This window comes from Streptomyces sp. NPDC051041, assembly GCF_044456065.1.
GTDB lineage: Bacteria > Actinomycetota > Actinomycetes > Streptomycetales > Streptomycetaceae > Streptomyces > Streptomyces glaucus.
Genome location: NZ_JBITFM010000004.1, coordinates 408278 through 429959 on the forward strand (window position 1 = coordinate 408278; position 21682 = coordinate 429959).

The following is a 21682-nucleotide window of genomic DNA, read 5'->3' on the forward strand; positions in this document are numbered from 1 at the left end:
CCTCCATCGGTCGCGCGGCCGGGCCCTCATGTGCCGAGGGCCCGGCCGTCGCGCCGTTCTGACCTGCTCTTTCGTGAAGCGGCCCGTTCGACCGTTCGGACGCGAACCTGCGGAATGTTGAATTCCGCTTGTGCGGACGCACTCCCGTCGTCACAACCTTGTCTCACGGACCTTGCCGAATGGGTGGCCATCGGGGCCCGGAGGGGTGATCATGAGGAGACCAGAGCGCACTTCCCATGAGGAGGCACGGGTGGCCGAGACTCTGAAGAAGGGCAGCCGGGTGACCGGCGCCGCGCGCGACAAGCTCGCGGCAGACCTGAAGAAGAAGTACGACGCCGGTGCGAGCATCCGGGCGTTGGCCGAGGAGACCGGCCGCTCGTATGGCTTCGTGCACCGCATGCTCAGCGAGTCGGGCGTCACGCTCCGAGGGCGTGGCGGGGCGACCCGGGGCAAGAAGGCCACGTCGGCCTGACATCCCGGGCGGCCCCTCGACTTCGACGGTGGCCATCCGGCCGGCCGTCCTCCGGCGCCGCGAGGGGCCGGGGGTGACCCCGGACCGGCCGGGTGGTTACTGTGCAGTCACTTAGCTGTGTCGTCGAACGGCGTGCGAGCCGTCGCACGGCACGGACCGTGACCGCACGCATCGGAGGCGTCCATGGCATCGCCCGCCCAGGACCTGGGTCCCGCACTCGACAAGGACGGCGTACGGCTCACCGTCGACGACGCGATCGCCACGGTGACGCTGACCAATCCGGCCAAGCGCAACGCGCAGAGCCCCGCCCTGTGGCGGGCGCTCACCGAGGCCGGGCGGCTGCTGCCGGGCTCCGTCCGGGTCGTCGTGCTGCGGGCCGAGGGCAAGTCGTTCTCGGCCGGACTGGACCGGCAGGCGTTCACACCCGAGGGATTCGACGGCGAGCCGTCGTTCCTCGACCTCGCGCGCGGCGGCGACGCCGAACTGGACGCGACCATCGCCGAGTACCAGGAGGCGTTCACCTGGTGGCGGCGCAGCGACATCGTGTCGGTCGCCGCCGTGCAAGGACATGCCATCGGGGCGGGTTTCCAGCTCGCCCTCGCCTGTGACCTGCGCGTCGTCGCGGACGACGTGCAGTTCGCCATGCGCGAGACCAGCCTGGGCCTGGTGCCGGACCTGACCGGCACGCACCCCCTGGTGAGGCTGGTCGGGTACGCCCGCGCCCTGGAGATCTGCCTGACCGGGCGGTTCGTGACGGCCGACGAGGCCGTGAGCACGGGGCTGGCGAACCTCGCCGTGCCGGCGGCCCAGCTCGACGGCGCGGTGCGGGACCTGGCCGCGGCGCTGCTGGCCGCGCCGCGGGACGCCGTGATCGAGACCAAGGCCCTGCTGCGCGGCGCGCTGGAGCGGGACCACGAGGCCCAGCGCGTCGCCGAGCGGGCCGCTCAGGCACGCCGGCTGCGGGACCTGGCCGGACTCGGCGAATGAGCCGTGCCGGGCGCGCACGCCGCCCCGGCCGCCGGCGCCCCGCCCGGTCGCGCGACGGCATCGCGCGACCGGGCCGAGGCAGAGGACCGGCGGGCGGCCGTCGTCAGAACCCGTGCCGCACCCCGCCGTCCACCGGCAGCATGACGCCCGTCAGATACGAGGCGGCCGGCGACAGCAGGAACGCCGCCGCACGCCCGAACTCCTCCGGCGTGCCGTACCGCCGCAGCGGGATGCGGGACTCGGCGGCCACCCGCGTCGCCTCCGGGTCGGCGGACAGGCTGTCCAGCTGACGGACCCGGTCCGTGTCGATACGCCCCGGCAGCAGCCCCACGACCCGGATCCCGCGCGGTCCCAGCTCGTCCGCGAGGGACTTGGCGAACCCGGCGAGCCCCGGCCGCAGCCCGTTGGAGATGGTCAGCCCCGGAATCGGCTCGTGCACCGACCCCGACAGGACGAAGCCGATCACTCCGCCCGCGGCCAGCTCGGCCGCCGCCGCGCGGGCGAGCCGCACCGCCCCCAGGAACACCGATTCGAACGCCGCCTGCCACTGCTCGTCCGAGGTGTCGGCGACGAAGCCCGGCGGCGGTCCGCCCACGCTGACGAGGACGCCGTCGAAGCGGCCGAAGTGCTCGCGCGCGGCCGTGATGAGGCGCGCGGGCGTCGCGGCGTCGGCGTTGTCCGCGGCCAGGCCGACCGCGTTCGGGCCCAGCGCGGCGGCCGCGTCGGCGACGCTCCTGTCGTCCCGTCCCGTCACGACCACCTTCGCGCCGTCGGCGACGAGTTCGCGCGCGGAGGCGTTGCCGAGCCCCCGGGTGGCCCCGGTGACGACGTACACCCGGTCCTTCAGTCCAAGATCCATGGCCCTTATCCTGCCCCCTCGGTCCCGAACAGGGCGAGGGCGGTGTTCACCAGGCCGATGTGGCTGAACGCCTGCGGCACGTTGCCGAGCTGGCGGCCGGAGACGGGGTCGTACTCCTCGGACAGCAGGCCCACGTCGTTGGCGAGTCCGACCAGCCGCTCGAACAGCTCCCGGGCCTCCTCGGTACGGCCCGTCATGTGCAGCGCGTCCGCGAGCCAGAACGAGCACACCAGGAACGTGCCCTCGCCGCCCGGCAGCCCGTCGACGGCGGTGTCCTCGGTGCTGTAGCGGTGCAGCAGGCCCTCGTGGCCGAGCTCCTTGCGGACCGCGTCGATGGTGCCCAGCACCCGCGGATCGTCCGGCGGCAGGAAACCCACGCGCGGGATCAGCAGCAGCGCGGCGTCCAGCTCGCGCGAGCCGTAGGACTGCGTGAAGGTGTTGCGTTCCGGGTCGTAGCCCAGCTCGCACACCTCCCGGTGCACCTCCTCGCGCAGCCTCCGCCAGCCCTCCAGGTCGCCGTCCAGCCGCGGGTACCGCTCCAGGGTGCGCACGGCCCGGTCGGCGGCCACCCACACCATCACCTTCGAGTGCACGAAGTGGCGGCGCCCGCCGCGCACCTCCCACAGCCCCTCGTCCGGCTGCCGCCAGGCCGTCGTCAGGAAGTCCATCAGGGCGCACTCCACCGCCCATATGTCCGGCTTGGCCGGCAGACCCGCGTCCCGCGCCAGCGACAACGTGTCCATGACCTCGCCGTACACGTCCAGCTGCAGCTGCTTCACGGCGCCGTTCCCGATCCGCACGGGCCGGGAGCCGGCGAAGCCGGACAGCCAGGGCAGCTCGAACTCGGGCAGCCGGCGCTCGCCCGCCAGGCCGTACATGATCTGCAGGTCCGCCGGGTCGCCCGCGACCGCGCGCAGCAGCCAGTCGCGCCAGGCCTCGGCCTCCTCCTGGTAGCCGGCCGCCAGCAGCGCGCCCAGGGTGAGGGTGGAGTCGCGCAGCCAGCAGAAGCGGTAGTCCCAGTTGCGCACCCCGCCCAATTCCTCGGGCAGCGAGGTCGTGGCGGCGGCGACGATGCCGCCGGTGGGGGCGTACGTGAGCGCCTTGAGGGTGATCAGGGAACGCACCACGGCGTCCCGGTACGGCCCGTGGTAGCGGCAGCGGGACGCCCAGGCCCGCCAGTCCGCCACGCTGTGCCGCAGCGACTCGAACGGGTCGACCAGCGGCGGCCGCGGCTCGTGCGAGGGGTGCCAGGTGAGCACGAACGCGACCTTGTCGCCCGGGGTGACGGTGAACTCCGCGTGGGTGGCGTTCTCCTCGCCCCAGCTGCGCACCTCGGGTTCGCTGCGCAGCCACGCCGAGTCCGGCCCGGCCACGGCCACCCGGTGCCCGTCGGCCCTGCGCACCCACGGCACGATCGAGCCGTAGTCGAAGCGCAGCCGGAGCACGCTGTGCACGGTCACCTCACCGCGCAGGCCCTCGACGATGCGTACGAGGTCGGGGGCGCGGTCGCGCTGGGGCATCAGGTCGGTGACGCGGACCGCGCCCTGGTCGGTCTCCCACTCGGTGTCCAGGACCAGGGTGTCGGGGCGGTAGGCGCGCCGGGTGCAGCGCCCGGCGCCCTCGGGGGCGATCCGCCAGTGGCCGTTCTCCTCGTCGCCGAGCAGCCGGGCGAAGCAGGCGGCCGAGTCGAAGCGGGGCAGACACAGCCAGTCCACGGACCCGTCCATGCCGACCAGGGCCGCGGTCTGCTCGTCGCCGATGAGTGCGTAGTCCTCGATACGGGGGTGCACGGGATCCGGGTTCCCGGCGGGCCGCGGCGGCAATCAGGGCGGGACGGGGAAGAGGAGCGGAACAGGCCGGCGGCGCAGGGGACGGGGAGCGCCGGCCCGCGGGTGCGCGCGGCCCGGGACGGGCCGCGCGCGGGTCACACCGCTGCCGGTTCCGCCCGCGCCGTCTCCTCCCGCCGCGCCGCCTCCGCGCGTTCGCGGGCCTCGCGGCGGACCAGGACGAACCAGCCGACGGGAACGCCCGCGCAGAACAGCCACCACTGGATGGCGTACGCCAGGTGCGGGCCGATGTCGTCGTGGCCGGGGGCCGGGATCAGCTCCGGCGTGTCGCCCTTCGGTGCGGGCGAGGTCAGCTCGATGTAGCCGCCGAGGACCTGCTTGCCGAGGCGCTCGGCCTGCTGCTCGCTGTCGATCAGCATGACCTGGCGGTCCGGCAGGCCCCGGACGTTCTTGATCCCGCTGCCCTCGGTCGTCTCGTCCGGCATCAGCCGCCCGGTGACGGTGATCTCCCCCGAGGGGGGCGCCGGGATCTCCGGGAACGAGGTCTGGCTCGGCCCGTCGGCGGGGATCCAGCCCCGGTTGACGACGAGGACCTTGCCGTCGTCGAGCACGAAGGGGGTCAGGACGTGGTAGCCGACCTCGTCGTCCGCGTTGGTGCGGCGGCGCACGACGACCTCGTCCGCGGCGTCGAAGCGGCCCTTCGCCGTCACCCGGCGGTACAGGTTCTCGCGCCCGACCTCCGCCCCGGGCGAGGTCAGGGACTCGGCCGGCACGGGCTTCGCCGCCAGTGAGTCGGCGATCACCCGGTTCAGCGCGACGCGGTGCTCATGGCGGTGCAGCTGCCAGAAGCCCAGCTCGATCATCGTGGGGATGAGCGCGAGCGCCACGAGGGTGAGGATCACCCATTGGCGGGACAGCAGGAAGCGGTACACCCCACGACGGTACAACCCGGTCGCGGGGTGCACTCGGGCGGGTGCGCCCGGGCCCGTCCCCGGGGCGCGTCCGGAAACCGTCCGCGGGGTGCTCAGACCCGGTCGACGATGCCCGTCCTCCCCTCGGCGCGGGCGCAGTGGGCACCGCAGTACCAGTGGCCCTCGACCTCGACCCCCTGCCCGATGATCTGCACCCGGCAGTGCTCGCAGATGGGTGCCATGCGGTGGATCGCACAGGAGAAGCAGTCGAACACGTGCACCGCGCCCTGCGCGTGGACCTCGAAGGTCATTCCGTAGTCGTTGCCGCACACTTCACATGTCGCCATGCGCCACAGGGTGGGCGGTCGGCGCGGCGCGGGCGAGCGGGCGCCGGGCGAGTCGCCCGGCAATCACCCGTCCGTACGGGTGCCGTGCGGGTCCGGGGCCTGCCCGGGCCGGCCGTCCGCCGGCTCGACGTCCCGCAGCAGCTGCCCGAACGCCGCCTCGTCCACGATCGGCGTGCCGTACTGCCGGGCCTTGGCCACCTTCGAGGTGCCCGAGTCCGGGTCGTTCGTCACCAGCAGGCTGGTGAGCCGGGACAGGCTGGTGGCGACGTGCAGCCCGGCCTCGGTCGCGCGGTCCTCCAGCAGCTCCCGCTCGACGGAGGTGTCCCCGGAGAAGGCGACCCGCATGCCCTGCTTGAGACGCCCGCCCTCCTCGTACCGCCCGGGGTTGGGGTAGGGGCACGCGGGCCTCCTGCGGGAGGGGCGCCAGCCGCCCGCCCGGTGACCGCCGTACCCCGCCCCCTGCCCGGTCCGGGGCGCGGGCCGGTCCGTCCACTCGGTCAGCGGCCGGCACTCGTGCAGCGGCAGCCGCAGACCGCCCGCCGCCGCGGCCAGCAGGCTCGGCCGGAACGCCTCCGCCAGCACCCGCGCGTCGTCCAGCGCGTGATGCGCCCGCCGCTGGACCACGCCGAAGTGCGCGGCGAGCGACTCCAGTTTGTGGTTGGGCAGCGGCAGGCCCAGCTCCTTGGCGAGCACGATGGTGCACAGCCGCTGCCGCACCGGCGCCTCGCACCGGGCGCGGGCGTACTCCCGGGCGATCATCTGCCAGTCGAAGACGGCGTTGTGCGCGACGAGGACGCGGCCCCGGAGCCGGGCCGCGAACTCCTCGGCGATGTCCGCGAAGAGGGGAGCCCCTTGCAGCACCTCGCTCGTCAGGCCGTGGATCCACACCGGCCCGGGGTCGCGCTCCGGATTGACCAGCGTGTACCAGTGGTCCTCGACCTCGCCGCGCGCGTCCAGCCGGTAGACGGCCGCGGAGACGATGCGGTCGTCCCGGGCCAGGCCGGTGGTCTCCACGTCGACGACCGCGTACCCCTGCGGATACGCGGCCGGCCACGGTGCGGGGGAGGACGCTGCGGTCGTGTGGTCTTCGAGCATGGTCCCTGAGGATACGGGCCGCGACTGACAGCACCGTGGGCCAGGTGCCCGGTGCGGACCGCCCCTCCGGCCCCGGTGACGACGCCGGGATCACCACCTGATCGGCAGCGGCAGCGCCGTCAGCAGGCCCGACACCGCGACCACCGCCCCCAGGGCCGCGACCTCCGCCCACGCGGGGGAGCAGGCCGCCAGCGGGTCGGCCGCCCGGCGCAGCCGGACCCGCGCCCACAGGGCGAGGGCGGCGACGGCCGCCACCAGGAGCACCTTCGCCAGCAGGGTGCGCCCGTACGCCGTCGCCGTCAGCTGGTCCACCACCGTGTCCGGCGGCATCCGGCGCAGCGAACTGCACACGCCCGTCGCCGTGACGGCGGCCAGCAGGACGGCCGCCACGCGCGCGTACAGGCCCAGCAGGGCCGCGCCGGCCCCGGCGCGGGGCCACCGCCGCAGGGTGCGCAGCGCGTGCAGCAGGCCGCCCGTCCACAGTGCCGCGCACGTCAGGTGCACGAGCGTCAGCCCGGAACCGGCCAGGGGGGTGTGCTCGGTGGGCGGATGGGCGCGCAGGGCCTCCGCGACGACGACCGCCGCGAGGGGCCAGACCTGGGCGGCGGGCCGGCCCGAGAGGGCGCACAGCCCGGCCACGACGAAGGCGTTGACCTCCAGCAGGGCGAGCGCGCCCTCGCGGGTCTCGTACAGGCCGCCGACGTCGATGTCGGCGAGGGAGCGCGGCACGAGATTGCCCGTGGCCACCACCGAGGCGAGTCCCAGGGCGGCGAGGAGGCCGGCGGCGGCCGCGTACGGGGACCAGCTGCGGGGCCGGGCCGGGGGAGCGCCGGGCACGGCGCGGGCCAGCCGGGCGACGAACAGCTCACCGGCCGGGACGCACAGCGCCGCGAACAGCACCGTGCGCAGCAGGGCTATGCCCCCGGCGCCGGGCGGGGCGGCCTCCCCGGTGCCGTGCAGCGCGGCGGACGGGCCGAGCAGCGGGATCAGCGCGGCCAGCGCCACCAGCACGAGGACGGCCACGGCGCGGCCGGCGCCGGAACGCTCCGGGGCGCCGCGCGCGCCGGCCACCCCGGAGGAGGGTCGTGTCAGGGTCACTCCGGGATCTTCGCCACCGGCCGCAGGACCGGGCAAGTCAGGGGGACGACGGGCGGGCGGTACGGGGCGGGGCGCGCGGGAGCGCGTCCCCGGCCGCCCCGGTCCCGGCCCACCGGGGGGAACCGCCCCCGCGCGCCCCGGGGGACACGCCCGGCCGGCCGGGCCGCCGCGCGTACGGCGCCCACGGTGTGCGCCGGCCGTCGTCCACGGGACCGGGGAGGGCCGCCCGGCGCTGTCCGCGACCGCCGGCCGCTTCGCGCACAGCGCCCGGAAGCGCACCGGGGGTGCGGCGGACCGCGGGGCCGGCCGCCGCCGGGGCCGGGCGGCCGCGGGCGTTCGGGCGGCCGGGCGCGGGGACTCCCGTCCCGGCGCGTGCCGGGCCTCCCGCCCGGCGGACGAAGCGGGCCGGACGGGGCGATCGCCCCGTCCGGCCCGCCGCACGCGCGCGTCGTGCCCGCGCCGCTACCTGGTCACCGCGTCCAGCGCGTCGGCCGTGCCCCAGCCGTAGAAGCCGTTGCGGTTCTTCGGGCCCTCGCACACCGCGTCGACCTTGCCGTCGCCGTCGATGTCGTAGGGGTCCGTGCACGGCGTGGCGTCGGCCTGCGCGTACAGCAGGGTCTTCACCAGCGCGGGGGAGGCGTGCGGGTGCGTCGACCTGATCAGGGCGGCGACGCCCGCGACGTGCGGCGACGCCATCGACGTGCCGGCCATGTAGCCCCACTGGCCGCCGGGCAGCGTGCCCAGGATCAGGCCGCTGGTCGCGGGTGGCGCCGGCGTCTGGTACGCCGTCGAGTCACCGCCGGGAGCCGCGATGTCGACGACCCCCCGGCCGTAGTTGGAGAAGGACGACTTCAGGCCCTTGGCGCCGGTCGCCGCGACCGTGACGACACCCGGCAGCTGGGTCGGGATGTCGTAGCACCGGGACGGGTCGACGACCCGCTCCCCGGGCGTGGAGTCGTTCGGCGAGGACGGGTCGGCGATCTCGTCGGCGGCGAGGTCGTAGTTCTCGTTGCCGGCCGCCGCGACGTTGACCGCGCCCTTGCGCTCCGCGTACTTCGCGGCCCGGGTGACGGCCTCCACCAGCGCCTTCTGGTCGGGGTCGTCGGTGCAGTTGAAGTACCACGGGTCGGTGTAGTAGCTGTTGTTGGTCACGTCGACGCCGTGCTCGGCCGCCCACACGAAGCCGCAGACCACGGCCTCCGTGTAGAAGAAGCCGTCCGGGTTGGACACCTTGATGCCGGCGACCTTCACCCCGGGCGCGACGCCCGTCATGCCGACGCCGTTCTTCGCGGCGGCGATCTCGCCCGCCACGTGCGTGCCGTGCGGGCTCTCCGCCGCGCCCGGCCGCCAGGCGCCGTCGGTGGTGTCGGGCTTGCCCGACACGCAGTTGACCGACGCGGCCCGGTCGAAGTTCGGCGCGAGGTCGGGGTGGGTGTCGTCGACGCCGGTGTCGATGACGGCGACCGTCACCTCGCTGCTGCCGAGCGACTTCTCGTGCGCCCGGTCCGCCTTGATGGCGGGCAGGTCCCACTGCAGCGGCTGCAGCGGGTCCTGCCCGTCGGCGGCCCCGGCGGCCTCGGCGGCCTGGGCGGCCTCCCGCGCGCTGAGCACCTTCGGCGTGCCCATGTCGGTCGTCGCGGCCGAGGGCAGCGGCGCGGTGCGGGTGGCGCCCGCCGAGTGCACGCCGCGCACCGTGCGCACGGCCTCGGCGAAGCCGGGGTCCGCCGAGTGGACGACGATCACGCCGATCTGGTCGTACGACGTCACGATCGTGCCGCCGGCCTCGGCTATCGCCTTCTTCACGTGCGCCGAGGGGGCGTGCCCGGGGCGGACGTTGACGACGTAGCTGAGCGAGGTCCCGTCGGCCGCGGCCGTCAGGGCGTCCGCCGCGGGCAGGTCCGCCGCGGTGGCCGTGGCCTGGGGCAGGAACGCCAGAGCGGACGCCATGGCCATGCCCAGCGGGATCGCGATCGCGCGCCGCAGGCGCGGGTGAGGCGCTGTCATAGGTGAGTGTCTCCAGTTCGTTCGGAAGGCTTCGGGGAGCTGCGGTCCCGGGCGCGGGCTACTCGACCGCGCGCAGCGCGTCGACGATGCCGGCGCCGTAGAAGCCGTTGCCGCGCTTGCCGCCCTCGCACACCGCGTCCTGCGTGCCGTCGCCGTCCTGGTCGTAGGAGGCGGGGCAGGCCGTCTCGTTCGCCTGCGCCTTCAGCAGCGCCTGCAGCTGGGCCGGCGTAGCGTGCGGGTACTTCGACTTCAGCAGCGCGGCGACGCCCGCGGCGTGCGGCGAGGCCATCGAGGTGCCCTGCAGGAAGGCGTACTGGTTGTTCGGCATGGTGGACAGGATCCGGCCGTCCTTCGACGGCGTGTCCGGAATCTGGTAGCGGCGGTCGCCGCCCGGCGCCGCGACGTCGACGACGCCCTCGCCGTACGAGGAGTAGTACGACTTGAGGTTCTGCACGCCCGTCGCGCTGACCGTGACCACGCCCGGCAGCTGGGTCGGCACGTCGAAGCACTCGTGCGGGTCGATCGTGCGCGTCACCGGCGTGGAGTCGTCGGGGCTGGAGTCGTCGACGATGGCGTCCGCGTCCAGGTCGTGGTTGGAGTTGCCCGCCGAGGCCAGGTGCAGGATGCCCTTCTTCTGGGCGTACAGCTGGGCCCGGTTGACCGCGTCGACGATCGCCTTCTGGTCGGGGTCGTCCTCGCAGTTGTACAGCCACGGGTCCACGTAGTAGCTGTTGTTCGTGATCTCCACGCCGTGGTCGGCGGCGAACACGAAGGCGCACACGACGTTCTCCGGGTAGAACAGGCCGTTGTGCGGGTCGCTGACCTTGATGCCGGCCACCTTCACGCCCGGCGCGACACCGGCCACGCCGATGCCGTTGCGGGCCGCGGCGATCTCACCGGCCACGTGGGTGCCGTGGTAGTCGTCGGCGGTGTACGGCCGCCAGGCGCCCTCGCTGGTGTCCGCGACGCCGCCGACGCAGTTCGCCGACTGGGACGCGGAGAAGTTCGGCGCGAGGTCGGGGTGGGTGTCGTCGACGCCGGTGTCGATCACGGCGACGGTCACCTTGCTGCTGCCCGGGTTGATCCGGGCGGCCCGGTCGGCGCCGATCGCGCGCAGGTCCCACTGGTCGGCCTCCAGTGGCTCGCTGCCGGGGGCGGCCGCCGAGGCGGCCTCGACCTTCGCGGCCTCCGCGGCCGTCAGGTAGTCGGCCGCGCCCTCGTCCGTGGTGCCCGCGGCGACCAGCGGCGCCGTCCGCGTGGCGCCCGCCGACTGCACGCCGCGCGCCGCGCGTATCTGCGGGCCGAAGTCCGGGTTCGCCGAGTGGACGACGATCACGCCGATCTTGCCGTAGGTGGCCACGACGGTGCCGCCGGCCGCGGTGATCGCCTTCTTCACCGACGCGATGGTGCGGGCGTCCGCCCTGGTGTTCACGACGTACGCCAGCTCCGGCGCGTCCGCGGCCTGCGCGGCGGAGGCGGTCCGCGGGGCCGCCGACGCGGCCGCCGGCAGGAAGCCGAGCGAGGCGGTCAGCGACAGCACGACGGGCACGGCGAGGGCGAGCCGGCGTCTGGGACGCAGATGAGCCATGGGGTCTCCACATCATCCTGAAACGAAACCGGCCCGAGACACAGGTGGTGCTCGGGCAGGTACATGACGGTGGTGCAGGGTGAAGCTATCTCCCGAAGCCGCTGGCCAGCAATGATTTCCCGGAAGTGAGTTCGGAAAGAGCCCCGGAGGGTTGAACCGGTACTCGCGCGCCGCCGTGACGTTGGGCAGGGAGCACGAGCACGATCGAGCCCCCCTGTCGGATCGCGCCGGGGACGCCTACCATCGCCACCCGGCCCACGTGATCCACATCACTGTGAGGTCCATACCGCTCATGTCCGTCGTACGAGGAGACTCCGTGGCCACCGACGCACCGCCCCCCTCGAGAGAGCAACGCACCCTTCCCTCCGCCGAGGAGTTCAACGAGGTGCAGCAGAGCGCGGAGTTCGGTGAACTGCGCCGCTCCTTCCGCTCCTTCGCGTTCCCGCTGACCATCGCCTTCGTCGCCTGGTACCTGCTGTACGTGCTGCTGTCGAACTACGCGGGCGGCTTCATGGGCACCAAGCTGTTCGGCAACATCAACGTCGCCTTCGTCTTCGGCATCGCCCAGTTCGTCACCACGTTCGTCATCGCCTGGTGGTACTCGCGGCACGCCGCCGCGAAGCTCGACCCCAAGGCCGAGGCCATCAAGACCCGGATGGAGGGCGGCGCATGAGCCCCGCACAGCAGACCCTTCTCGCCGCGGGCGAGGCGAGCGAGCACCGGCCGCTGATCATCTCCCTGTTCGCGGTGTTCGTCCTGGCCACCCTGGTCATCACCGTCTGGGCGGGCCGGCAGACCAAGGACGCGGCCGACTTCTACGCGGGCGGCCGCCAGTTCAGCGCCTTCCAGAACGGGCTCGCGGTCTCCGGCGACTACATGTCGGCCGCGTCCTTCCTCGGCATCGCGGGCGCGATCGCCCTCTTCGGCTACGACGGCTTCCTGTACTCCATCGGCTTCCTCGTCGCCTGGCTGGTGGCGCTGCTGCTGGTGGCCGAACCGCTCAGGAACTCCGGCCGCTACACCATGGGCGACGTCCTCGCCTACCGGATGCGCCAGCGCCCGGTCCGCACCGCCGCCGGCACCTCCACGATCGTCGTGTCGATCTTCTACCTGCTGGCCCAGATGGCGGGCGCGGGCGTCCTGGTCTCGCTGCTGCTCGGCATCACCTCCGACGCCGGCAAGATCCTCATCGTCGCCCTGGTCGGCATCCTGATGATCGTGTACGTGTCCATCGGCGGCATGAAGGGCACCACCTGGGTCCAGATGGTCAAGGCCGTGCTGCTCATCGGCGGCACCCTGCTGATCACCTTCCTGGTGCTGCTGAAGTTCAACTTCAACATCTCCGACCTGCTCGGCCGGGCCGCCGAGAACAGCGGCAAGGGCGCCGCCTTCCTGGAGCCCGGCCTGCAGTACGGCGCCACCGGCACCTCCAAGCTGGACTTCATCTCCCTCGGCATCGCCCTGGTGCTCGGCACCGCCGGCCTGCCGCACATCCTGATCCGCTTCTACACGGTGCCCAACGCCAAGGCCGCCCGGAAGTCCGTGAACTGGGCCATCGGCATCATCGGCGCCTTCTACCTGATGACCATCGCCCTCGGCTTCGGCGCCGCCGCGCTGATCTCCCAGGACGAGATCATCGAGTCCAACCCGTCCGGCAACACGGCGGCCCCCCTGCTCGCCCTGCACATCGGCGGCGTCGACTCGGCCTGGGGCGCGATCCTGCTCGCCACCATCTCGGCGGTGGCCTTCGCGACGATCCTCGCCGTCGTCGCCGGCCTCACCCTCGCCTCGTCCTCCTCCTTCGCGCACGACATCTACGCCAACGTCATCCGCAAGGGCGAGGCCACCGGCGCGGAGGAGGTGCGCGCGGCCCGCTGGGCGACCGTCTTCATCGGCATCGTCTCCATCGCGCTCGGCGCGCTCGCCCGCGACCTGAACGTGGCCGGCCTGGTCGCCCTGGCCTTCGCGGTCGCCGCGTCCGCCAACCTGCCGACCATCCTCTACAGCCTGTTCTGGAAGCGGTTCACCACCCAGGGCGCGCTGTGGTCGATCTACGGCGGCCTGATCGTGGCGGTCGGGCTGGTGCTGTTCTCGCCCGTGGTCTCCGGCGACCCCAAGGCGATGTTCCCCGACGTCGACTTCGCCTGGTTCCCGCTGAAGAACCCCGGCCTGATCTCCATCCCGTTCGGCTTCCTGATGGGCTGGCTCGGCACGGTCCTGTCCAAGGAGGAACCGGACGCCGCCAAGTACGCGGAGCTGGAGGTCCGGTCCCTGACCGGCACCGGCGCCCACTGAGCGGACGCCGGCGCGCGGCCCCGCCGTGGCTTTCCACGGCGGGGCCGCGTCCCACGTGGTGGGCCGGTCCTGTGACGTTGTCGGCGGGGTCGCGTAGGCTCGCAGACACCGAGGGGACGTGCTCCGCGCACGATCCGCGTCGAGGGAGGGGCCCACGTGCTCATCGACACCTACGGCCGAGTGGCCACCGACCTGAGGGTCTCGCTGACCGACCGGTGCAATCTGCGGTGCACCTACTGCATGCCCGAGGAGGGCCTGCAGTGGCTGGCCAAGCCCGACCTGCTCACCGACGACGAGATCGTCCGCCTGATCGGCATCGCCGTCGCCTCCCTCGGTATCGAGGAGGTCCGCTTCACCGGCGGCGAGCCCCTGCTGCGCCCCGGCCTGACCGGCATCGTCGAGCGTGTCGCGGCCCTCGACCCGCGCCCCCGGACGTCCCTCACCACCAACGGCATCGGCCTGAAGCGCACGGCGCGGGCTCTGAAGGCGGCGGGCCTGGACCGGGTCAACGTCTCCCTGGACACCCTCCGTCCCGACGTCTTCAAGGCCCTCACCCGCCGCGACCGCCACAAGGACGTCCTCGAAGGTCTCGAAGCGGCCCGCGAGGCGGGCCTGACCCCGGTGAAGGTGAACTCGGTCCTGATGCCGGGACTGAACGGCGACGAGGCCCCGGACCTGCTCGCCTGGGCGATCGAGCACGACTACGAGCTGCGCTTCATCGAGCAGATGCCCCTGGACGCCCAGCACGGCTGGAAGCGCGACGGCATGATCACCGCGGGCGACGTCCTGGCCTCCCTGCGCACCCGTTTCGACCTGACCCCCGAGGGCTCCGAGGAGCGCGGCTCGGCCCCCGCCGAGCGCTGGATCGTCGACGGCGGCCCGCACCGCGTCGGGGTCATCGCCTCCGTCACCCGCCCGTTCTGCGCCGCCTGCGACCGCACCCGCCTCACCGCCGACGGCCAGATACGCACCTGCCTGTTCGCCCGCGAGGAGACCGACCTGCGCGCCGCCCTGCGCTCCGGCGCCCCCGACGAGGAGATCGCCCGCATCTGGCGGCTGGCCATGTGGGGCAAGAAGGCGGGCGCCGGCCTGGACGACCCCTCGTTCGTCCAGCCCGACCGGCCGATGTCCGCGATCGGGGGCTAGGCCGGCCGGGTCCACCCCGGCGCGACGCCCGGCGCCCGCTCCCGCCGCACCCGGCCGCGTCCGGTACGAGGCCCGCCGGGGCACCGGAGCCGAGCGCTCCGGAAGCCCGCGCCGGGGCTAGGAGTTCCCGGCCGCCGCCCACTCCTCGAAGCCGACGACGTCCTTCAGGAACCCGCGCACCCCGAGGAACTGCGACAGGTGTTCCCGGTGCTCCTCGCACGCCAGCCACGTCTTGCGTCGCTCCGGCGGATGGATCTTCGGGTTGTTCCAGGCGAGCACCCAGACGGCGGCGGCACGGCAGCCCTTGGCGGAACAGATCGGCGTATCGGGATCAGGGACCATCACACGCCGACCCTAACCCGGTCGGCGCACACAAGGACGACGCCGAGCAGCCACGGGGGGAGCTGCCCGGCGTCGGTCCGTCGCTCCGACGGGGGATGCGGAGCGCCTACGAAGTATGTCACGGTCGGCCTGCCGCCCGGCACCGGAACAACATGATTGATCTGAGGTTTTCCCGGGCCCGGCCGGAGCGGCCCGCCACCGTCCCGGCCCGCCGCGGTCACGGCCGCTCGCTCCGCGCGCCCGGCGCCGAGCCGGACGCCATGTCCTCCGCGGCGGGTTCCGCGGAGCCGTCCTCCGCCCGGGGCGGCGCGAGCATCGGCCGCGCCGGCGGCGCCACGAACGTCGACGGCAGCGACGGCGCGTTCTCCCGCCCGCCGTTGGCGATCACCACCGCGATGTAGGGCAGGACCGCGCCGAGCACCAGGGCCACGATCGCGACGTGCCGTTCCACGTTCCAGAGCGTCGCCGCGAGGATCACCGACAGCGTACGGACCGACATCGAGATCACGTACCGGCGTTGCCGGCCGCGCACGTCCTCCTGAAGGCCCGTCCGGGCTCCGGTGATCCGGAACACCTGGCCGTTGCCGCCGCCATGCTGCTTCCGCATCACATTCCACCATCCGCCCGCATAGGACCGTTCTCGCCCCCGCACCGGCCCGGGCCGGTCGGGAACCGGACCCGGACAGCTCCCACGGTACGCCGCGCCTGCGCCGTCCACGAGACCGGGTCCACCCCGGCCTGCACGAACGGCGTACGCCGGGTTCCGCACACCGGGTGCCCCGGATGGCCGTACGGGGCGTGCGCCGGACCCCGTACCGGCCGACACTGGCCGTACTGCTCACGTGGAGCCGGACGAGGAGGCAGCCATGGGCTGGTTGTGGGCGATCATCGTGGGATTCGTGCTCGGCCTGATCGCCAAGGCGGTCATCCCGGGCAAGCAGCACAGTCCGCTGTGGCTGACCACCCTCTGCGGCATCCTCGGCGCGATCGTCGGCAACGCCATCGCCCGGGGCATCGGCGTCGACGAGACCAGGGGCATCGACTGGAGCCGGCACATCTTCCAGCTGGTGGCCGCGGTCGTCATCGTCTTCTTCGTCGACATGGCGTACCTGCAGATCCGCGGCAAGAGGCGCCGGGCGTGAACCCGCACCGCCGCCCGGCGCGCGGGTCCGCGCGCCCCGTCGGGGCACGCGGACCCGCGCGGCGCGTCACGCGCCGGTGACCTCGACCGCCGCCAGGTTCTTCTTCCCCCGGCGCAGCACCAGCCAGCGCCCGTGGATCAGGTCCTCCCGGGCGGGGACCGCGTCCTCGCCGGCGACCTTGACGTTGTTCACGTAGGCGCCGCCCTCCTTGACCGTGCGGCGCGCGGCCGACTTGCTGGCCACCAGACCGGTCCCGGCGAACAGGTCCACGACCGGGCCCGGCTCGGCGACCTTGATGTGCGGCACCTCCGCCAGCGCCGCGGCCAGCGTCCCCTCGTCCAGCTCCGCCAGCTCGCCCTGGCCGAAGAGCGCCTTGGACGCGGCGATCACGGCGGCCGTCTGCCCGGCGCCGTGCACCAGCGTCGTCAGCTCCTCGGCGAGCGCGCGCTGCGCCGCGCGGGCCTGCGGGCGCTCCTCGGTCTGCCGCTCCAGCTCCTCGAGCTCCTCGCGGGACCGGAAGGACAGGATGCGCAGGTAACGGTTGACGTCCCGGTCGTCGACGTTCAGCCAGAACTGGTAGAACGCGTACGGCGTGGTCATCTCCGGGTCGAGCCAGACGGCGCCGCCCTCGGTCTTGCCGAACTTGGTGCCGTCCGCCTTCGTCATCAGCGGCGTCGCGAAGGCGTGCACGGTGGCGTCCGGCTCCAGCCGGTGGATCAGGTCCAGGCCCGCCGTGAGGTTACCCCACTGGTCGCTGCCGCCCTGCTGGAGCGTGCAGCCGTACTTCCGGTACAGCTGGAGGAAGTCCATGGCCTGCAGGAGCTGGTAGCTGAACTCCGTGTAGCTGATGCCCTCGGAGGACTCCAGACGCCGGGCCACGGACTCCTTCGTCAGCATCTTGTTGACGCGGAAGTGCTTGCCGACGTCCCGCAGGAACTCGATCGCGGACAGGCCCTGCGTCCAGTCGAGGTTGTTGACCAGCACGGCCGCGTTCCCACCCTCGAAGGACAGGAACGGCTCGATCTGGCGGCGCAGCCTCTCGACCCAGCCCGCGACGGTCTCCGGCGAGTTCAGCGTGCGCTCCGCGGTCGGGCGCGGATCGCCGATCAGGCCCGTGGCGCCGCCGACCAGCGCCAGCGGCCGGTGCCCGGCCTGCTGGAGCCGGCGCACCGTGAGCACCTGCACCAGGTGGCCCACGTGCAGGGACGGCGCCGTCGGGTCGAAGCCGCAATAGAACGTGACGGGACCGTCCGCGAGCGCCTTGCGCAAAGCGTCCTCGTCGGTGGACTGGGCGAACAGCCCGCGCCACTTCAGGTCGTCGACGATGTCCGTCACGGTTCTCGTTCTCCTCGAAGATCCTCGGCTGCCGGGGCGACAGCCGACTACGAGGTTATACGCCCCGGCTGACCGAGCTCATGTTGAAGTCCGGGACCCTGAGCGGCGGCATCGCCGCCCGGGTGAACCAGTCGCTCCACTCCCGCGGCAGCGTCTTCTCCGTGCGCCCCGCCTCCGTGGCCCGGCCCAGCAGGCCGACCGGCGACTCGTTGAACCGGAAGTTGTTCACCGCGCCGACGACCTCGCCGTTCTCGACCAGGTAGACGCCGTCCCGGGTCAGGCCGGTCAGCAGCAGCGTCGCCGGATCGACCTCGCGGATGTACCACAGGCAGGTCAGCAGCAGCCCGCGCCCGGTGTCCGCGACCATCTCGTCCAGGGAGCGGTCCGCGCCGCCGTCCAGCACCAGGTTGCCGATCGCCGGGGCCACCGGCAGCCCGGTCAGGGCCGCGCTGTGCCGGGTGGTCGTCAGGTGCGCGAGCTTCCCCTCGCGGATCCAGTCGGTGCCCCGGACCGGGAGCCCGTTGTCGAACACCGACTGGTCGCCCCCGGAGGAGTGCGCGATGACGAAGGGCGCGGTCTGGAGCCCCGGCTCGGCCGGGTCGCTGCGCAGCGTCAGCGGCAGCCCGCTGATCCGGTCGCCGACGCGGGTGCCGCCGCCCGGCCGGGAGAACACGGTCCGCCCCTCGGCCGCGTCCCGGCCCGAGGACGACCACAGCTGGTAGATCAGCAGGTCCGCCACCGCGGTCGGCGGCAGCAGCGTCTCGTACCGCCCCGCGGGCAGCTCGACGCGCCGCTCGGCCCAGCCGAGGCGTACGGCGAGCTCGGCGTCGAGCGCCGCCGGGTCGACGTCCGTGAAGTCCCGGGTGGAGCGGCCCGTCCACGCCGACCGCAGCCCGTCCGGCGACTTGGCGTTCAGCTCCAGCGTCCCGGTCGGCTGGTCGTGCCGCAGCCGCAGCCCCGTCGACGTGCCCAGGTACGTCGAGACGACCTCGTGGTGGGCGAAGCCGTACAGCTCCCGCCCGCCCGCCCGGGCCCGGGCGAACGCCTCCCCGAGCGCCGGCGCGAAGTCGGCGAACACCGCCGACGACGTCTCGGCGGGCGCGTCGGCGAAGCCGGGGGACTCCGGCACGCCCGCCACCAGCGGCTGCGCGTCCTCGGCCGGCCCGGCGCCCCGCGCGGCGGCCTCGGCCGCCCGCACCACGGCCTCCAGCTCGTCGGCGGTCACCGCCGAGCGGGAGACGACGCCGGAGGCGGTGCCCTCCCGGCCGTCGACGGTGGCGACGACGGTGAGCGTGCGTCCGCGCGTGACGCCGTTCGTGGTGAGCGCGTTGCCCGCCCAGCGCAGGTTGGCGGTCGAGTGCTCGTCGGCGATCACGACGCAGCCGTCGGCCCGGGACAGCTGCAGGGCGCGCTCGACGAGCTCGTGCGGCTTGTTCGTACGCGGGCTCATCGACCGGCCTCCTGGGTGGTGTTCAGAATGTTGACTCCCTTGAAGAGGGCGGAGGGGCAGCCGTGCGACACGGCGGCCACCTGGCCCGGCTGGGCCTTGCCGCAGTTGAAGGCACCGCCCAGGACGTACGTCTGCGGGCCGCCCACCGCGGTCATCGACCCCCAGAACTCGGTCGTCGTCGCCTGGTAGGCGACGTCCCGCAGCTGCCCGGCGAGCCGCCCGTTCTCGATCCGGAAGAACCGCTGCCCGGTGAACTGGAAGTTGTACCGCTGCATGTCGATCGACCAGGACCGGTCCCCGACGACGTAGACGCCCCGGTCCACGCTGCCGATCAGGTCCTCGGTAGACAGCCCGGCCGGGTCCGGCCGCAGCGACACGTTGGCCATGCGCTGCACCGGCACATGGGCGGGGGAGTCGGCGTACGCGCACCCGTTGGACCGCTCGAACCCGGTCAGCCGCGCGATGCGCCGGTCCAGCTGGTAGCCGACCAGGACGCCGTCCTTCACCAGGTCCCAGGACTGCGCCTCGACGCCCTCGTCGTCGTAGCCGACGGTGGCCAGGCCGTGCTCGGCGGTGCGGTCGCCGGTGACGTTCATCAGCTCCGAGCCGTACTTCAGCTTGCCGAGCCGGTCGAAGGTGGCGAAGGAGGTGCCGGCGTAGGCGGCCTCGTAGCCGAGCGCCCGGTCCAGCTCGGTCGCGTGGCCGATGGACTCGTGGATGGTCAGCCACAGGTTCGACGGGTCGACGACCAGGTCGTACACTCCCGGCTCGACGCTCGGGGCGCGCATCTTCTCGGCGAGCAGCTCCGGGATCTGCTCCAGTTCGCCCTCCCAGTCCCAGCCGGTGCCGGTGAGGTACTCCCAGCCGCGTCCGGCCGGCGGCGCGAGGGTGCGCATCGAGTCGAACTCGCCGCTGGAGTCGTCCACCGACACCGCGGTGAGCACCGGGTGCAGCCGCACCCGCTGCTGCGTGGTCACGGTCCCGGCGGTGTCCGCGTAGAACTTGTTCTCGTGCACGGTGAGCAGCGAGGCGTCGACGTGGTCGACCCCGTGGGCCGCCAGCAGCCGCGCGCTCCACTCGGCCAGCAGCCCGGTCTTCTCCTCGTCGGGCACGGTGAACGGATCGATTTCGTACGACGAGACCCACGTCCGGTCGGCGTGCACCGGCTCGTCGGCCAGCTCCACCCGCTCGTCCGACCCGGCGGCCTCGGTCACCTGCGCGGAGAGCTTCGCCATGGCCACCGCCTGCGAGGCGACCCTGGCGGCGGCGTCCGGCGTCAGGTCGACGCCGGAGGCGAAGCCCCAGGCGCCGCCGTGCACCACGCGCACCGCGTACCCGAGGTCGGTGGTGTCCGACGACCCGGCGGTCCGGGCGTCCCTGAGCCGCCAGGAGGCGCTGCGCACCCGCTCGAAGCGGAAGTCCGCGTGCTCGGCGCCGAGCGAACGGGCGCGGGCCAGGGCGGCGTCGGCGAGGGGGCGTAGGGGGAGTGCCAGAAACGACTGATCGATGTCATGGGGCACGGGTGGGATTCCCTTCGTGGCGACCGTTGGGTCCGTCCTGTCCGAGCCGGTGGCGCGCAGGACGGAAGTGAAGCATGTCGCACCACGCCGCACACCGGCACATTCCTCGGTGACAGGGGGACGCCGGACGCCCCGCCGGCCGGCCCCGCCTCGCGGCGGCCCCTGCCGGCGCGGCCGGGAAGCCCGGCCGGAACCCCGGGCCCGGGCGGGTGCGCGCGGTGGGCCGCCGCCCGGCCCCGGACCGGCCGCCCGGTACCGCGGGCCCGTCGCCGGGGGCGGGGGCCGCTCGGGGACGGCCACCGCCTCCGCCCCCGCGCCCGCCGGCGCCCCGGCTGTCCGGTTGTCCGCGGCACACGCGTGCCCGCGCGCGGGCCCGGCCGCCCGTGCCCCGGAGCCACGAGCCGATCCGGGAGCGCCGACTGTAGGAAACCGACAGGAGGCCGGGTGAGCCGCTGTGGGTGCCCGATTGTCCGCGGTCGGCCCCGGACCGATAGGTTTTCGAGGAAGCCGCCTGTCATCGCCGCCTGTCGTCCAGGTGCCGGGGCGGGGTATTCCAAACGCTTATCGAAAGGGTGATCCGTTGAGCCGCTCGGTTCTCGTCACAGGGGGCAACCGGGGCATCGGCCTCGCCATCGCCCGCGCGTTCGCCGACGCCGGCGACAAGGTCGCGATCACGTACCGCTCGGGCGAGCCGCCCGCGGCCCTGACGGATCTGGGCGTCCTCGCCGTCAAGTGCGACATCACCGACGCCGAGCAGGTGGAGCAGGCCTACAAGGAGATCGAGGAGGCGCACGGCAACGTCGAGGTCCTCGTCGCCAACGCCGGCATCACCAAGGACCAGCTCCTGATGCGCATGTCCGAGGAGGACTTCACGTCCGTCCTCGACACCAACCTCACCGGCACCTTCCGCGTGGTCAAGCGCGCCAACCGCGGCATGCTGCGCGCCAAGAAGGGCCGCGTGGTGCTCATCTCGTCCGTCGTCGGTCTGCTCGGCTCGGCGGGGCAGGCCAACTACGCCGCCTCCAAGGCCGGCCTGGTCGGCTTCGCGCGCTCCCTCGCCCGCGAGCTGGGATCGCGCAACATCACCTTCAACGTCGTCGCGCCCGGCTTCGTCGACACCGACATGACCAAGGTGCTCAGCGAGGAGCAGCGCGCGGGCATCGTGGCGCAGGTGCCGCTCGGCCGGTACGCGCAGCCCGAGGAGATCGCCGCGGCGGTGCGGTTCCTCGCCTCCGACGACGCCTCGTACATCACTGGAGCCGTCATCCCCGTTGACGGCGGACTGGGAATGGGTCACTGATCAC

At 73.5% G+C, this 21682-nt stretch carries 20 protein-coding genes; 7 read left to right on the forward strand and 13 right to left on the reverse strand.

What is annotated here, in order from left to right; genetic code table 11:
- Positions 1-250 precede the first annotated feature (250 nt).
- Complete coding sequence (locus tag ACIBAI_RS10460) at positions 251-472, forward strand: helix-turn-helix domain-containing protein (protein WP_003976983.1); 222 nt, start codon at positions 251-253, stop codon at positions 470-472.
- Between the two features lie 183 nt (positions 473-655).
- Positions 656-1459 (forward strand): enoyl-CoA hydratase/isomerase family protein, encoded by an 804-nt coding sequence (locus ACIBAI_RS10465; protein WP_399032821.1) that lies wholly within the window; start codon positions 656-658, stop codon positions 1457-1459.
- A 103-nt stretch (positions 1460-1562) separates the two neighbouring features.
- On the opposite strand, the gene ACIBAI_RS10470 is transcribed toward ACIBAI_RS10465, so the two are convergent.
- From ACIBAI_RS10470 to ACIBAI_RS10505, 8 genes are all read right to left on the reverse strand, one after another.
- Positions 1563-2318, reverse strand: a complete 756-nt coding sequence (locus tag ACIBAI_RS10470; RefSeq protein ID WP_399032823.1) for an SDR family oxidoreductase — start codon at positions 2316-2318, stop codon at positions 1563-1565.
- Positions 2319-2323: 5 nt separating this feature from the next.
- Positions 2324-4108 (reverse strand): glycoside hydrolase family 15 protein, encoded by a 1785-nt coding sequence (locus tag ACIBAI_RS10475; RefSeq protein ID WP_399032825.1) that lies wholly within the window; start codon positions 4106-4108, stop codon positions 2324-2326.
- A 134-nt stretch (positions 4109-4242) separates the two neighbouring features.
- Complete coding sequence (locus tag ACIBAI_RS10480; protein WP_399032827.1) at positions 4243-5037, reverse strand: SURF1 family protein; 795 nt, start codon at positions 5035-5037, stop codon at positions 4243-4245.
- A gap of 92 nt (positions 5038-5129) precedes the next feature.
- A complete protein-coding gene (locus ACIBAI_RS10485; protein WP_399032829.1) occupies positions 5130-5363 on the reverse strand; it encodes a hypothetical protein in 234 nt (77 codons plus the stop codon).
- 63 nt (positions 5364-5426) lie between these two features.
- Positions 5427-6458 (reverse strand): DEDDh family exonuclease, encoded by a 1032-nt coding sequence (locus ACIBAI_RS10490; RefSeq protein WP_399032830.1) that lies wholly within the window; start codon positions 6456-6458, stop codon positions 5427-5429.
- Positions 6459-6548: 90 nt separating this feature from the next.
- Positions 6549-7556: a CopD family protein gene (locus tag ACIBAI_RS10495; RefSeq protein WP_399032831.1), complete on the reverse strand. Its 1008-nt coding sequence runs from the start codon at positions 7554-7556 to the stop codon at positions 6549-6551.
- A 462-nt stretch (positions 7557-8018) separates the two neighbouring features.
- Positions 8019-9560, reverse strand: coding sequence for a S8 family peptidase (locus ACIBAI_RS10500; RefSeq protein WP_399032833.1), 1542 nt, complete (start codon positions 9558-9560; stop codon positions 8019-8021).
- A 58-nt stretch (positions 9561-9618) separates the two neighbouring features.
- A complete protein-coding gene (locus ACIBAI_RS10505; RefSeq protein WP_399032834.1) occupies positions 9619-11148 on the reverse strand; it encodes a S8 family peptidase in 1530 nt (509 codons plus the stop codon).
- 316 nt (positions 11149-11464) lie between these two features.
- On the opposite strand from ACIBAI_RS10505, the gene ACIBAI_RS10510 reads away from it, so the two are divergent.
- The 3 genes from ACIBAI_RS10510 (at position 11465) to moaA (ending at position 14589) form a co-directional block, all read left to right on the forward strand.
- Positions 11465-11821 carry a DUF485 domain-containing protein gene (locus ACIBAI_RS10510; protein ID WP_399032836.1) on the forward strand — a complete coding sequence of 119 codons (357 nt, stop codon included), beginning with the start codon at positions 11465-11467 and terminating at the stop codon, positions 11819-11821.
- Positions 11818-13443, forward strand: a complete 1626-nt coding sequence (locus tag ACIBAI_RS10515; protein ID WP_399032838.1) for a cation acetate symporter — start codon at positions 11818-11820, stop codon at positions 13441-13443. The genes ACIBAI_RS10510 and ACIBAI_RS10515 overlap by 4 nt, the downstream gene beginning before the upstream one ends.
- A 156-nt stretch (positions 13444-13599) precedes the next feature.
- Positions 13600-14589: a GTP 3',8-cyclase MoaA gene (gene moaA / locus ACIBAI_RS10520; protein WP_399032840.1), complete on the forward strand. Its 990-nt coding sequence runs from the start codon at positions 13600-13602 to the stop codon at positions 14587-14589.
- Positions 14590-14706: 117 nt separating this feature from the next.
- Here the strand turns inward: moaA and ACIBAI_RS10525 are convergent, their stop codons facing one another.
- On the reverse strand, positions 14707-14931 hold the full coding sequence (locus ACIBAI_RS10525; RefSeq protein WP_344608237.1) for a hypothetical protein: 225 nt from the start codon (positions 14929-14931) through the stop codon (positions 14707-14709).
- 217 nt (positions 14932-15148) lie between these two features.
- A complete protein-coding gene (locus ACIBAI_RS10530) occupies positions 15149-15538 on the reverse strand; it encodes a DUF3099 domain-containing protein (protein WP_399032842.1) in 390 nt (129 codons plus the stop codon).
- 259 nt (positions 15539-15797) lie between these two features.
- Here ACIBAI_RS10530 and ACIBAI_RS10535 point away from each other — a divergent pair, with 259 nt between their 5' ends.
- The gene (locus ACIBAI_RS10535) at positions 15798-16073 is read left to right on the forward strand and encodes a GlsB/YeaQ/YmgE family stress response membrane protein (RefSeq protein WP_399032844.1); all 276 of its coding nucleotides are present in this window, start codon (positions 15798-15800) and stop codon (positions 16071-16073) included.
- Positions 16074-16139: 66 nt separating this feature from the next.
- Here ACIBAI_RS10535 and tyrS read toward each other — a convergent pair whose 3' ends face one another.
- From tyrS to ACIBAI_RS10550, 3 genes are read right to left on the reverse strand one after another with little or no spacing between them, the layout of a single operon-like run.
- Positions 16140-17408 carry a tyrosine--tRNA ligase gene (gene tyrS / locus ACIBAI_RS10540; RefSeq protein WP_399032846.1) on the reverse strand — a complete coding sequence of 423 codons (1269 nt, stop codon included), beginning with the start codon at positions 17406-17408 and terminating at the stop codon, positions 16140-16142.
- A gap of 55 nt (positions 17409-17463) precedes the next feature.
- Positions 17464-18858: a metallopeptidase TldD-related protein gene (locus tag ACIBAI_RS10545; RefSeq protein ID WP_399032848.1), complete on the reverse strand. Its 1395-nt coding sequence runs from the start codon at positions 18856-18858 to the stop codon at positions 17464-17466.
- Complete coding sequence (locus ACIBAI_RS10550; protein ID WP_399032849.1) at positions 18855-20378, reverse strand: TldD/PmbA family protein; 1524 nt, start codon at positions 20376-20378, stop codon at positions 18855-18857. Before ACIBAI_RS10550 ends, ACIBAI_RS10545 begins: the two co-directional genes overlap by 4 nt.
- Before the next feature lie 580 nt (positions 20379-20958).
- Between ACIBAI_RS10550 and fabG the strand changes: the two genes are divergently transcribed.
- Positions 20959-21678 (forward strand): 3-oxoacyl-[acyl-carrier-protein] reductase, encoded by a 720-nt coding sequence (gene fabG, locus ACIBAI_RS10555; protein ID WP_399032851.1) that lies wholly within the window; start codon positions 20959-20961, stop codon positions 21676-21678.
- Positions 21679-21682: the final 4 nt, after the last annotated feature.

Bases quoted from the DNA above. Each gene is read 5' to 3' on its own strand.
- ACIBAI_RS10545 (WP_399032848.1), bottom strand. From the start codon at position 18,858: ATGAGCCCGCGTACGAACAAGCCGCACGAGCTCGTCGAGCGCGCCCTG.
- ACIBAI_RS10535 (WP_399032844.1), top strand. From the start codon at position 15,798: ATGGGCTGGTTGTGGGCGATCATCGTGGGATTCGTGCTCGGCCTGATC.
- ACIBAI_RS10515 (WP_399032838.1), top strand. From the start codon at position 11,818: ATGAGCCCCGCACAGCAGACCCTTCTCGCCGCGGGCGAGGCGAGCGAG.
- ACIBAI_RS10470 (WP_399032823.1), bottom strand. From the start codon at position 2,318: ATGGATCTTGGACTGAAGGACCGGGTGTACGTCGTCACCGGGGCCACC.
- ACIBAI_RS10505 (WP_399032834.1), bottom strand. From the start codon at position 11,148: ATGGCTCATCTGCGTCCCAGACGCCGGCTCGCCCTCGCCGTGCCCGTC.
- ACIBAI_RS10465 (WP_399032821.1), top strand. From the start codon at position 656: ATGGCATCGCCCGCCCAGGACCTGGGTCCCGCACTCGACAAGGACGGC.
- ACIBAI_RS10500 (WP_399032833.1), bottom strand. From the start codon at position 9,560: ATGACAGCGCCTCACCCGCGCCTGCGGCGCGCGATCGCGATCCCGCTG.
- ACIBAI_RS10530 (WP_399032842.1), bottom strand. From the start codon at position 15,538: ATGCGGAAGCAGCATGGCGGCGGCAACGGCCAGGTGTTCCGGATCACC.
- ACIBAI_RS10485 (WP_399032829.1), bottom strand. From the start codon at position 5,363: ATGGCGACATGTGAAGTGTGCGGCAACGACTACGGAATGACCTTCGAG.
- ACIBAI_RS10525 (WP_344608237.1), bottom strand. From the start codon at position 14,931: ATGGTCCCTGATCCCGATACGCCGATCTGTTCCGCCAAGGGCTGCCGT.
- ACIBAI_RS10490 (WP_399032830.1), bottom strand. From the start codon at position 6,458: ATGCTCGAAGACCACACGACCGCAGCGTCCTCCCCCGCACCGTGGCCG.